The organism is Paenibacillus thalictri, from assembly GCF_004307995.1.
Classification (GTDB): Bacteria; Bacillota; Bacilli; order Paenibacillales; family NBRC-103111; genus Paenibacillus_AF; species Paenibacillus_AF thalictri.
The window spans coordinates 158310-170863 of sequence record NZ_SIRE01000021.1 but is presented as its reverse complement, the minus strand read 5'-3'; the positions used below and the strand labels follow the sequence as shown (position 1 = coordinate 170863).

The window sequence follows — 12554 nt, the reverse complement described above, 5'->3', positions numbered from 1 at the left end:
TCACGTCCCGGGAGGCGATCCACGTGAAAACGATTTACCTCATCCGGCATTGCCAAGCCCACGGACAACATCCGGACGCCCCTTTAACGGATGAAGGCCGGCGGCAAGCCGATGTGCTCGCTTCCTGTTTGGCCGGAAGAAACATCGAGCGGATCGTTTCAAGCACATACGCCAGAGCGGTGTCCAGCGTATCTCCGCTGGCCCGGCAGACAAGACTGTCGATTGATACGGACCCGCGTTTGTGCGAAAGAATATTGTCGGGCGAAAACGCGGACCATTGGATGGACATGCTTCGCAGGACGTTTACCGATATGGATTTATCGTATCCGGGCGGAGAATCGTCGCGGGAAGCGGCGGACCGTGGGATGAGCAGCATTTCCGCGCTGCTCGAAAGGCCCGAAACAAACATCGCTGTCGTCACTCACGGCAATCTGATGTCGCTAATTTTGAACCGTTTCGACGATCGTTTCGGATATGAGACATGGACAAAGCTGACCAATCCCGATGTATATGAGCTGGTCTTGCATGGCCATCAGAAGGACAAGGCGATCCGGCGGATATGGACTTAAACTTCAATGAAAGAGGTATGGCGGATGGCAACATATATTGCGCTGCTGCGCGGCATTAACGTAGGCGGAAACAATAAAATCAAAATGGCCGAACTGCGGCACACGTTAACGGCCCTCGGCTTAAGCCGGGTTCAAACCTACATTCAAAGCGGCAACGTCTTGTTTGATGCGGAGGAGCCGGAAGAAACGCTGCAAAGCCGGATTGAACAAGCGATAAAGGCGGATTTTGGCATCGAATTGAAAGTGGTGCTGCGAAAGGCCGAGGAGCTGCGGCAGGTGGCGGCAAACTGCCCGTTTTCCGCAGCGGAAGTACAGGAAGCGGCCGCTTCCTGCAGGGGAGAATGTCTGCATGTCGCCTTCTTAACCGGGATTCCGGCACAAGAAGGGATCGACAAAGTGGACTCGTATAAAAGCGCCAGCGATGATTACCGGATTATCGGACGCGAGGTGTATCTGCTGTTCCGCAGCAGCATACTGGACTCCAAGCTGGCAAACAATCTGCATAAGCTCGGAGTTTCGGCGACCGTACGCAACTGGAAGACACTGAGCAAACTTGTCTCCATGGCGGATGAAATGGAAGCTTAGGGCGGCGTCAAGGACGCCTGCCCTGTACGTGAGCGTAACATCACTTTCTATGAAAAACCTCCGGTGCCGCAGCAGAAATCTTACAGGAAACGATCGGCATACAGATCGCCGACACGGTGCATCCAGTTGGCCAATTCGTTCTGCAGCCTGCTTGCCTCCGGCCGGAAACGAGGATCGTCCGCCAAATTGACGGTTTCCCACGGGTCGTTTTGCAGATCGAACAGCTGCTCGCAGTTGGTCCCTTGTCCGGTCAGATGAGAGCGGCGGTACCGGATCAGCTTCCAGCGGTCGTCCTTCACCGTCCGCTGAATGTCCTTATACAGCGAATAAAGAGATTCCCTGCCTTGGCCCCCCTCCCCGCGGATAAGCGCATTCATGCTTTTTCCTTCGATATTCGGCGGAGGTTCGATGCCGGTGAGATCGCATAAAGTCGGAAAAATATCAAATTGGTAAACAAGTTCATCCACCCGCCTCGCCGCCGGTACCTCCGGGCCTTTGAGCAGCCATGGTACCCGGATGCTGTGATCGTACATATTTTGCTTGCCGAACAGCCCGTGTTGCCCGACGGAAAGCCCGTGATCCGCCGTGTAGACGATCAGCGTGTTGTCCGCTTTGCCGCTTGCGGCAAGCGCCTCCATCAGTTTCCCGATATGATGGTCCATATGGGTAATCATCGCGTAATAGTCGGCGATGTGCCGCTTGGTCTCCTCTTCCGTGCGCGGTAAGGCGGCAAGCTTTTCGTCGCGAATGGCCATCTCACCGTTATCAAACGGATGCCGGTCCATAAAGCTCGGCGGCAGCGGGATTTGGGCCGGATCGTACATGCTGGCGTAAGGCTCGGGCGCCGTTCGCGGATCGTGCGGCGACGTATAGGCCAAATACAGGAAAAACGGCTCGTTCGAGTCGTGCCGCTCAAGAAAATCAATCGCCTTGCCGGTAAACAGCTCGGTCGAAAATGTCGTTTCGACTCTTCTTGCCTCCTGCGGATAACGGCCTTCCGGATCGTAATCGAATACGGGAACTTGCCGATGATCGCTCATGCCTCCGAAAAGCAGCGTATCGCCGCCGCAAAAACCTGCCGTAAAGCTGGCGGTGTCGTTATGCCATTTGCCGATCGCATGCGTATAATAGCCGTGTGCGCGAAACCACGCAGGCATCGTTGCCGCCCCGGAGCGGATCACATGGGTTCCCGCGCGATTGCCGATCGCCTGGCTTTCCGTCGCCTGAAAAATATGAGTGCCCGTATGGACGCATGCGCGGCACGGGACGCAAACCGCGCCGTCGACGCCGCCGACGATATGTGTGGAAGCCATCACGGTGCCGGCATTGGCCAGAGCGTCAAGTGCGGGAGTAACCACCGTGTTGTCTCCGGTCGCCCGGATCGCATTGTACCGATGATCATCGGCGATAATAAAAATCACATTAGGTCGGACAGCCATAAGAACCTCCTTGAATTCCATGTTAGGATGACTATAATTATAAACACCAATCATCTAAACTTACATGGTAAAAAGGAGAATTGGCATGTCAAAAAGTCTGATGCCAAGCGATGCCTCCGCTTATTTGGACACCCTTCTTCAGATGGCGTTGTCTTCGTATATATTCCAGCTTCACAGATGTTTTAACGTAACGGTGAAAGCCTCCTGGCGCATCGACGAACGCGTGTTGGACGAGGTTCACCTGCTGTTTGTCCGAAGCGGCTGTGCGACGTACGAATTTGGCGGCCGCTCCGTAAAGCTGACCGCAGGCAGCCTGCTTGTTGTCTCCGACGGCACGATGCATTCGGCATCCCGCAATTTATCCGAACCTTTAAGCATTATTACGGTTCGATTCAGAATCGTCCGCTATAAAGAAGATCGGCATATGCCAACCGCCAACCCATGTTACTTTTTCTTCCAGTCTCAGGACACGCAAAAATTCCGCCTGCTGTTCGAGGCGATTCATCGGCATCATTGCCTCCCTCCGTCCGTCAAAAAAGACGCGTTATGTCATGCCTCCATCTGCCAGACGTTGGCCGAAATGTCGCGCGAGCTGGAAGAGCTTGAGCAAAACAAGCCGACCCGCCATGCCATTATGCAGATCAAAGGTTACATCGACACAAATCCGCTCAGCCGGCTGTCGGTGAAGGAATTGGCCGCCCTCTCCGGACTGTCGCCCAAATATTGCTCCCTGCTGTTCCGGCAGTCGACGGGACTGACAATCAAGGAATACCAGATTAAGTCGCGGATCGAATACGCCGCATATTTGCTGGAGCATTCCTCTCAATCCGTCAAAGAAATTTCGCTGCAGCTCGGCTACCCCGATCCGTTTGTTTTCTCGAAGCAATATAAGGCCGTTACGGGCATCGCCCCGTCCGAAACGCTGCGCAGCGGCACAGGAAAGTAGCTTTTGACGTTGCTATTTATATATTTTTTGCATCAAATAAACGTCCAGCAGGCTGCCGAACTTAAAGCCGACTTCCCGCATAATGCCGACATGGTCGAAGCCAAACACTTCATGAAGGTGGATGCTGCTGTCATTGCCTGCCACGATACGCGACAGCACCGTGTGCAGACCGGCCTCGCGTCCCGCTTCCAGCACTTGTTCCATCAGCGCTTTGCCGATGCCTTGTCCCCGATGGTCGGCATGGATGTAAAGCGACAGTTCTACTGTGTTCTCGTACGCCTGCCGGTCGGAATACGGATTCAACGAGGCAAAACCAAGCACCTTAGCGTCTTGGACCGCAACCAGAACCGGATGTTTCGGTCCGTGTCCGTGAAACCACACCTCGCGGTTGTCCACCGTCTTCGTTTCCGTGTCGAATGTGGCTACCGTATTGGCAATCGCTTCATTATATATCTCCGTAATGCCGGGCACGTCGGCAACGGTTGCTTTTCTAATGTTATACATCAACTGCACCTGCTTTTCATCAAATTAAAGACATCCGGACTGCGGATAAAATTTATGATAGCAGCATTTTTTGAAAATCGCAAAAGCCATATTTTCGGCAAAAAATACCTTCCGTCCGCCAACTTGCGGGATTAGGAAGGTATTTTTCATTGTATCAGCCGTAGACGACCAATTGTTCCGCTTCCGCCTGGATGCGGTAAATTTTCAATTCGGATTGCTTGTTCGTAAGGCTTAAGCCGCTCTGCAGATCATATCTGAACCGGTGCCACGGACATGTGATAACCCCATTTTTAATCTGGCCTTCGTGAAGTTCCATTTGTTTGTGCGGACATGAATTTTCAAAAGCGTAATACACATCTTCTTCCTTGTGCACAACAACCGAATGGCCTTCGGCGCAAAACACTTGGCTTTCTTTCTCTTTTACGCTGTCTATGGCGATTCTGAACAGTTCTTTCATCACTTCACCTGCCCTTCACGTTACGGGCGATTCACTAAAGATAGCCCTTTTCCTTGTAATACGCTTCCGCTCCGGCATGCAGCGGGATCGGCGTGTTTCTTCCGATTTCATGCATGCGGATCGGGCTGGTCATCGGCGCAAACTCCCCGGCAAAAATCGCATTGATTGCCTCGTGCTGCTCGTCCAGCGCCCTGGCCGCCAAATAACCCAGCTCAAAAGGCATGTCTTCCCTGCAGAACAGCAGCCAGCCGGAAAAGTCAATCGTCAGTACGTCCTCCTGAACGCCCGGCAATCTTCCTTTTTCCAGAAAACCTCGCGCCATGCCCATCTCCTCAAAATGTGCCACGACATTTTCGTCAAGCGGCAAATAACGCAGCGGATATTGATTGGCGATTTTCGGCCAGCGCCTTGTCATAATCGCTTCGTCAAATACGGCGCTAAAGCTGGGATCAACCGGAATGGAAGTCGGCGAGTTCTGAAAACGCGGCCGGTCTTTGAGCACTTTTCCGCCCCACGACTCGATATCCTCAAGGCTGAGGCCATATTGCTCCAAAACTGCCTCAACCACCCAACCGGCCGGATGTTCGATTTCCTTGACCGGCATCGAAATGTGCAAAGGCAGTTTTTTCTCTTGGAGTTCATGCAACGAATGAATCGGAACCTCCTGCCTGACGGCCATAACAAGCCGGTCATCGTGCGGGAAAGCGGCCAGCGCCCGCAGCGGCAGCGGATTTCCGCTGTACGGCCCTTTGCCTTCCGCCGCTATTTTGGCGTACCAGCTCGGCGTCGTGATCGCCATATGCACATCTCCGTTCGCCACAAGCTCCGGGGCCCTGACGCACCTTGTTCCCGGGTTGCCGGTGATGACCGAAACGGTAGAACCTTTGGGCAAGCTGCTGTAATAACCGTCCATCCCGATCGCCAGCAAGGAGGCAAGCCGAATCCAGTTTAATCCGGGCGCCGATATTTTTACGTCGATTGCTTCCGTCAATTTGTCCATAACAACCGTCCCTCTCCTAATTGATAGCGCTTACGTTTTGTGCGGCTCTCCGGCTTTACCACCGCTCCGCGGGTTCGCGGTCTTCGTCATGCACAAACGGATACGCCTGAGGATGCACGTGACCGCATGGGCCGCAAGTGCGCATCTCCGCCGAGTTGTTAAACGTGTTCACATGTTCGGCGGCGACGTCCCAAAAATCCGGGCCTTCGTCGGGATTTTTATCTTCGAAGCGGGCAAGCTCATGGCCGCATTTCGGGCAAAACCACGATACGATGCTCACCGTGTTCACTCCGAAGTTGCCGCCGCTAATGATCATGTGGTATTTGCTGTGCGGGTATTTAGCGCAAATCCAGATCCGGTCGGCATCGCTTGTATGCCAGAAACCAAACAGGTTCGTAATGTGCACGGGAGTCCCGGCCGGAATGCGGTGCACCAAATATTCCGTCTCTTCGTTAAAAACGACGACCCCCTTGTCGATTTTCTCCAGCACCGTCAAAGCCGGCGCCGAAGCCGCATATTCTTTGGCCCAGATGATGTATTGACCGACTTTGACCCAACCTTGATAGCCGTTTTCCATTGTCGTCAGCTTGATGTCCTCGTGCATTTTCAGCAAATTCGCCTTGCTCAACAAAACTCGCCTCCTTTTGGCTTACGTGGTTTGATGCGGCAGCTTACCAGATTTTTCTCGCCTCTTGCTGCTCGGGCGTATCTCTGGACGGATTCCAGCAATACCCGACCGGATTCACTTTGCCGCATTCCGAACAGGTGCGGTGGCGAATGTCGGCATTGTACGACTTGACCGCCTCAATCTCCGCTTTCCAGAAGCCGTCGAAGCCAAGCCGCCCCGTTTCGTACACTTCCTCATGCAGCATCGTGTAGCACTGATCGCAATACCATGCAAACCGGTCGCATTCATCGCCTTTCGGCTCGCCCATAATGACCAGGAAATAACTGAGACCGTCAGGATCGTTTGAAGGCAGCGGCAAATACATTTCGTCTTTGTCGTTGATATGCCAATATCCGAAATTATGGGACACCCGGTGAGGCGTTCCGCTAAAAATAAAATGCGTGTTCAGCGGTATGTGCTTCCAGGAATATATCCCGTTTGGCCCCAGCTCCACGTGCTTGGAGATGTTGCCTTTGCGCAGATCGATGACGTCGCCGTTTGCGGCGAATTTGCGCTGCCTGATCCCGTAAATGTTTTGCCCGACCGGCAAAAAACCTTGGAATTTTTTAATGATTTTTTCATTCAGAAAATCCCAATCCTCGGCAATCCGGTCAAGCGGCTCCTTCACTGTAATTTCGGAAAACATGCTGATTCCTCCTCGTACATACTAATTATTTTGCTTGACTAAATAATAAAACATTTTCCATCCGATAAATTTCATAATCTTTACTACTATTTAAAGGATCTTTACATGTTCGAAACGCTTCGAGATTGACCCGATAATACAAGCCTCCTCGAAGCTCGTCGAAAGAAGCTTTTCCCCCGCTGTCAAAACTGATTCTGTAGTCACTGCCGAGCAAATAGGACACTGTGCTAAAATAATCGGGATAGGGACATAAGCAAACGTCCGGTTTTGAGTTTCAGCGGTAACAAAAAACAACAAACCGGCGTTTCACTGCAGTTCGAACCGCCTTCGGGCGTCAATGAAATGGAATACCGGAAAGGAAGAAAACAGTGAGGAAAACATTTATCAAAAGCTGGATCATTGCTATTTTGTGTGCGGTTATTACGGCATGCCCCTTGCTCCAACCGACGCCGGCGGCTGCGGCGGGCACGATGTTCACTTCGGTATCGTCGGAATTGAATACGACATTTGCTTTGGATGCGGACGGCCGCATATGGGCGTGGGGTTCGAATATATCCGGCCAGTTCGGCAACGGAACCACCTCCGGATCCAATACCCCTCTTCTGCTCAAGGTGCTGGACAATGAGACACCGGTAACGTTTAAGGAAATAAAAAACGGCTTCAATCACGCGATCGCCCTGGATACAAGCGGACGGTTGTGGGCGGCGGGCGACAACGTCAGCGGCCAGTTGGGACTCGGCGCGGGAACTCCCCCTGCGCTTAGCTGGACCAAACTGAACGTAACGGACGGCAGCCCGCCTGTCGTATTTCAAAAAATTGCCTGCACGCGTTCGTCTACGTTTGCCTTGGACAGCAACGGCAAGTTATGGATATGGGGCCAAAGAACATTTACGGCAGATCCTGCCGTTCCTATCCGGCAGACGATTAACGACGGCGGCGGGACCCCGGTTGTTTTCCAAACCTTGGAGGCCAACGACGAATTTGCCTTCGCCATCGACGACCAGCAGCATCTATGGACCCTCTTTCAGCCCGCTTATTCCCCCTCGCAGTTTACGGTCATGGACGGCGGCACGGAAGCGAAATTCCAAGCGATTTCCGCAGGATCCGCTTACGGCACGGGACCGTTCCTTGGTTTAGCTATCGATACGAATGGCAACATATGGTCTTGGGGAGGCAACGATCAGGGACAACTCGGCGACGGCGGCATTTCGGGATCATTATGGGCGCCAGCCAAAGTCGCCATTACGGACAATGGCAATCCGGTAACATTTGTTCATGTCTCCGGAGGGCTCAAGCATGTGCTGGCGCTTGACGATACCGGAAACATGTGGACATGGGGACTGAATAGCTCGGGGCAGTTCGGCGACGGTACCACAGTTAACGCCGCTCCGCATAAAGTGCCGGTTGCAGACAACGGAAATCCCGTTCAATTCGCTTCCGTATGGGGAGGCTATGGAGCGTCCTACGGACTGGACGCCAGCGGGCGTTTGTGGTCGTGGGGCACGCAGGACCTGCTCGGCGATAATACGTCGGGAGGCGGGCAGCAAAAGACGCCGAAAAAAATATTTATCAAGCCGCGACCAGCGTTAACCGCGTCAGTCACACATGCCACTTACCTTGAACCGGTAACACTTACGGCCGCCGTTTACGGCGATTTCAGTTTCCCTGCGGGCAATGTGACGTTTAAAGATGGCGTACAGGTGTTAAGCAGCGTGCCTTTGAATGCCGGGGGCAATGCGCAATGGAGTTTTATTCCACAGCCCGGCGGACATACGTTCACAGCATTGTATGAGGGCGATAGTCTTTATTTGGCCGGGACCACAAATGCGCAGAACGTTACCGTTGATATGCCGGCTGCGCCATTCATCACCGTCACGCCGTCGACAACGGCGCCGATCATTGGCCCTGTCACCTTCACGGTAACGGCGCAAACGTACGGTAGCTCGAACGCCTTAGCCGGCTTGAAATGGCTGCCGGGAGACAACGCAGCGGCGGCATTTGCCAGCGCCGGGACGGATATTTTGTCTGCGGGAACGTTTACCGTCACAGCGAACGGTTCTTATACGGTGTACGCCAAAGATTTGGCCGGCAATGAAGCGGTCAAAAAGATCCCTGTAACCAATATTGTCACGCCGCCTGACAATAGTACGATCAGCCCCTCCGCGGCCGTTTTCGACAAATACGCAGGAGCTGCGGCCAACACCGACGTGCCGACAACGCTGAGCTTAAACGGCAACACATTTACCGGCATCGCCAACAACGCGGTACCGCTTGTGCTTGGCACCGATTATACCGTGTCGGGCGATACCGTGACGATTCTGAAAGCTTATTTGAACGCACAGCCGATCGGCACGACAATCCTGACGTTTACGTTCAGCGGCGGAGCCGATCAGATGCTCTCCATCGCCGTATCCAACTGGTTTCCTAGCTCCGGCTCCAGTTCGAGTTCAAACGATGCTTCGACTTCCGAAACAGCATCGCCCAAATATGAAATCGCTGTGGATCCGGCAGGCGGCGTCGTGATTACCGCCGATTCGTCATCTCTGGTGACGGAGACGGAACCGGACGGGACGGTTACGCAAAAGCTGATTGTACCGGCGGATGTGCTCCACCAAGTGCAGGAGCTGCTGAAAGACGCCGGGAAACCCAGCATTCTTATAAAAGCCGGCAATGTGGATCCGGACATACAAGTTCAGCTGCCCGGAGAGGCACTTGCGGAGCTTGCCGGGGCATATCCGCAGGCTGCCGTCGGCGTCGAGTTGGACGGCTCCAGCCTGGAGCTGCAAGCCAGTGTATTGGATTTGAACGGCTTGGCAAGACGCCTCGGCGTTGCGTTGGCTGATCTGAACATCGTCACTTCGATGAAACCGGTAAGCAGCGCGATCGGCACAAAGCTGGATCAGTTGGGCCTTGTCCTCGGTTTCCGCGTGCTGGACCATGCCGTAGATTTCCGCGTGCAAGCGTCTGCTAACGGGCAAACAATCGAGCTGCGCGACTTCGGCAGCAAATATATGACCCGCGGCATCGTATATACGCCTTTTCAAGCAGACGGCAACGTCATCGCCGTGTATTACGACCCTTACGCCAGCACGGTTTCCTATATTCCGACTCATCTTGGCGCCAGAAGCGACGGAAAAAAAGAAGCCGTTATGCAAGCCACCCATTACAGCATTTATGCTGCCGTGGAAGCCGACAAACGGACGTTTAGCGACATGGCATCTCATTGGGCCAAAGAAGATGTGGAGCAGCTGGCTTCGAAGCTGATCGTAAACGGCGCTGCGCCGGAGCGGTTTGCACCCGACGAAAGCATTACGCGCGCCGAGTTTGCCGCCCTGCTGGTCCGCTCGTTGGGATTATCGACTGAAGACGATCCGTCTTACCAAGGTTTTGCTGACGTGCCGGCGGCGGCTTGGTACGCGCCTTTGGTGAATGCGGCGGTTAAAGCCGGTCTGGTAAACGGCGTGACGGACGACCGCTTTGAGCCCGGCAGCCGGATCAGCCGCGAGCAAATGGCGGTGATGCTGGCCAGAGCGTTAAACCTGACGCCGGATGGAAAAAACATCGGGGAACATATCGAAACGCTCGCCGAATTTAAGGATCGGGATGCGATTTCCGCATGGTCGCAAGCCGCCGTCTCAAAGACGGTCCAAGCGGGAATCATTAACGGAATGGACGGCGGCATATTCGCACCGGCCGATAATGCCACCCGTGCCCAAGCGGCGACGATGCTGAAACGGTTTTTGCAGGCCGTTCATTTTATCGAATAGTTACATCGCATATGTTTATCGCCTCGGTACAATTCGTCTGATATACATGAACGCGCAGGCGGCCGGAGCGGGCCAGGCAGTTTAGCTTAAAAAAAGCTTCTGCCGGGCTCGCTCCGGCCGCCTTTTTACAGCAGCATGGAACGTGGACGCGGCTCATCCCTTGACCGCGCCGATCGTGATACGTTTGACAACATATTTTTGAAAAAAAGGATACACGATCATGATCGGGAGACCCCTTGCAACGGAGATCGCCATACGGAGCGAAGAGGCGGGAATCTGATGCTGTAAGCAATCAGCCCTATATCCTTAATACATCTTGCTTACACGCCTGCCGTACATTGCCTATACGTTCGCTTGCCTCACACCTTGCTTACAAGCTTGCCGCCAGCTCGGCCAAAGCCTCGTTGGCATTGCCGTTAAATACGCCGCCGTGATAACAAATAAGCGTCTCCACATCGTAATTCACAAACTTTTTGAGCGACTTGATCGCCGTCTCCATATCCGGGGTGAACTGCTCAACCGGCTTACGCAGCTTGCCGTCCATAATGACGATCGCATCCCCGGCAATCAGCGTTTTGCTTTGCGACAAATATAAGCTGATATGACCCGGCGTATGTCCTGGCGTATGAATGACGGTAATACCGCCGCAATAAGGCAGCGTATCGCCGTCAGCCACCACCCTATCCACTCCCGCTTTCGGCGGATTATCGAGCAGCAGCGCGATGTCCGCACGCAGCTGCAGTTCGCTCTCCGGCAGCGCGTTCATCTTGTCTCGGAGCACATCGGCCTTCAGCTTCATCAGCGGCTTAACGCCTTCGATATAAGGCCGGTCCGCTTCATGCGCCAGCACTTCGATTTTATGCGGCGTTGCTTGCAGCAAATTTGGCAAATTGCCGATATGATCGATGTCCTGGTGGGTCATAATAATTTGGTTTAACCGGGCCAACGGGATGCCCGCCTGTTCCATGGCCGTCTGCACCGCTTGCAGATGAATCGGCTCCCCGGTGTCGACCAAGATGGCGTTGTGTTCGTCCCAAATCAAAACGGGATGGATAATCCCTTGACTGCCATTAAATCCCCTCGTTAGCGGTATCGCTTGGATACCGTATGCCGCTTGCGTGTTCATCGTTTTCCCCCGTCTCCCTGCGGGAGCGCGGGCGCACCCCCTTATGATTGGATTACCACAATTTGCCCGACGGTAACTCGCTGGCCCATGATTTACCCGCTGGTTGGGTCATCCTTCATTTTGCTTATCCCTTGCTTTTTACCCGGTCAACCCAATAACTCCAGGCCCTGCCCAACGCGATCGGACGGAAATTTTTCTCCATCGCCGCTTGGCCTTCTTCGGGTGAAATAAACTTCGGAGTTCCCATCTGCATCGCCCGGTATTGCACTTCCGCATTGGCCGCCAAATAAACGGAGCTCATTACCACTTCTTCCACCGTCGAACCGACCACCACGGCGCCGTGCCCGCGCATCAATAATCCCCGCTTGCCGCCCAAAGCGCGGGCAACCCGGTCCGCTTCGCTTGCGCTGACAATCAGCATGCCGCTGGCTGCCTCCCCTTCGTCGTATACCGGGATGCCGTCATAAAACATACCGGCCATATGCATAATCGGCTTCAGCTCGACTCCGGTTACGGTAAACGGAAGCAGCGGGGCGGCGTGGTTGTGGCAGATCGCCTGCACGTCCGGACGAGCTTTGTATATTCGCGCGTGCAAAATGCGTTCCGCATACGGCGCGTACGCCTTATCCAGCACATCGCCGTCGAAGTCATGAAGCATCACGCCATCCTCCGTCACCAGCGAAGGAGCGACGGCGCGCGACAGCAGGAATTGCTCGGGATTGTCCGGGTTTCTGGCGCTCACGTGTCCGAAAGCATCAAGAATCCCTTCATTGCTTAATATTTGATTGGCCAAAACCAGCTTTTCAATCGTACTTGAGAGCATGTCGGCACCTGACATGTGAGCACCT

The 12554-nt window shown here is 54.0% G+C and carries 12 protein-coding genes; 4 read left to right on the top strand and 8 right to left on the bottom strand.

Going from position 1 to position 12554, the window contains the following annotated elements:
• The first annotated feature begins 23 nt into the window (after nucleotides 1-23).
• Both EYB31_RS27155 and EYB31_RS27150 read left to right on the top strand, forming a co-directional pair.
• Complete coding sequence (locus EYB31_RS27155) at nucleotides 24-569, top strand: histidine phosphatase family protein (protein ID WP_131016599.1); 546 nt, start codon at nucleotides 24-26, stop codon at nucleotides 567-569.
• A gap of 24 nt (nucleotides 570-593) precedes the next feature.
• Nucleotides 594-1154: a DUF1697 domain-containing protein gene (locus tag EYB31_RS27150; protein WP_131016597.1), complete on the top strand. Its 561-nt coding sequence runs from the start codon at nucleotides 594-596 to the stop codon at nucleotides 1152-1154.
• Between the two features lie 80 nt (nucleotides 1155-1234).
• Here the strand turns inward: EYB31_RS27150 and EYB31_RS27145 are convergent, their stop codons facing one another.
• On the bottom strand, nucleotides 1235-2593 hold the full coding sequence (locus tag EYB31_RS27145) for a sulfatase family protein (RefSeq protein ID WP_131016595.1): 1359 nt from the start codon (nucleotides 2591-2593) through the stop codon (nucleotides 1235-1237).
• Between the two features lie 85 nt (nucleotides 2594-2678).
• On the opposite strand from EYB31_RS27145, the gene EYB31_RS27140 reads away from it, so the two are divergent.
• A complete protein-coding gene (locus EYB31_RS27140; RefSeq protein WP_165452649.1) occupies nucleotides 2679-3539 on the top strand; it encodes a helix-turn-helix domain-containing protein in 861 nt (286 codons plus the stop codon).
• A gap of 12 nt (nucleotides 3540-3551) precedes the next feature.
• Here the strand turns inward: EYB31_RS27140 and EYB31_RS27135 are convergent, their stop codons facing one another.
• The 5 genes from EYB31_RS27135 to EYB31_RS27115 form a co-directional block, all read right to left on the bottom strand.
• Complete coding sequence (locus EYB31_RS27135; RefSeq protein ID WP_131016592.1) at nucleotides 3552-4043, bottom strand: GNAT family N-acetyltransferase; 492 nt, start codon at nucleotides 4041-4043, stop codon at nucleotides 3552-3554.
• 154 nt (nucleotides 4044-4197) lie between these two features.
• The gene (locus EYB31_RS27130) at nucleotides 4198-4500 is read right to left on the bottom strand and encodes a Rieske (2Fe-2S) protein (RefSeq protein WP_131016591.1); all 303 of its coding nucleotides are present in this window, start codon (nucleotides 4498-4500) and stop codon (nucleotides 4198-4200) included.
• 34 nt (nucleotides 4501-4534) lie between these two features.
• Nucleotides 4535-5500, bottom strand: coding sequence for a TAXI family TRAP transporter solute-binding subunit (locus EYB31_RS27125; protein WP_206105504.1), 966 nt, complete (start codon nucleotides 5498-5500; stop codon nucleotides 4535-4537).
• A 55-nt stretch (nucleotides 5501-5555) separates the two neighbouring features.
• The gene (locus EYB31_RS27120) at nucleotides 5556-6128 is read right to left on the bottom strand and encodes a cupin domain-containing protein (RefSeq protein ID WP_131016589.1); all 573 of its coding nucleotides are present in this window, start codon (nucleotides 6126-6128) and stop codon (nucleotides 5556-5558) included.
• Nucleotides 6129-6171: 43 nt separating this feature from the next.
• The gene (locus EYB31_RS27115; RefSeq protein ID WP_131016587.1) at nucleotides 6172-6813 is read right to left on the bottom strand and encodes a cupin domain-containing protein; all 642 of its coding nucleotides are present in this window, start codon (nucleotides 6811-6813) and stop codon (nucleotides 6172-6174) included.
• Between the two features lie 368 nt (nucleotides 6814-7181).
• On the opposite strand from EYB31_RS27115, the gene EYB31_RS27110 reads away from it, so the two are divergent.
• Nucleotides 7182-10580, top strand: a complete 3399-nt coding sequence (locus tag EYB31_RS27110; RefSeq protein WP_131016585.1) for an S-layer homology domain-containing protein — start codon at nucleotides 7182-7184, stop codon at nucleotides 10578-10580.
• A gap of 370 nt (nucleotides 10581-10950) precedes the next feature.
• Here the strand turns inward: EYB31_RS27110 and EYB31_RS27105 are convergent, their stop codons facing one another.
• Complete coding sequence (locus tag EYB31_RS27105; RefSeq protein ID WP_131016584.1) at nucleotides 10951-11706, bottom strand: MBL fold metallo-hydrolase; 756 nt, start codon at nucleotides 11704-11706, stop codon at nucleotides 10951-10953.
• A gap of 124 nt (nucleotides 11707-11830) precedes the next feature.
• Nucleotides 11831-12544, bottom strand: coding sequence for a class II aldolase/adducin family protein (locus tag EYB31_RS27100; RefSeq protein ID WP_131016582.1), 714 nt, complete (start codon nucleotides 12542-12544; stop codon nucleotides 11831-11833).
• Between the last annotated feature and the right edge of the window lie 10 nt (nucleotides 12545-12554).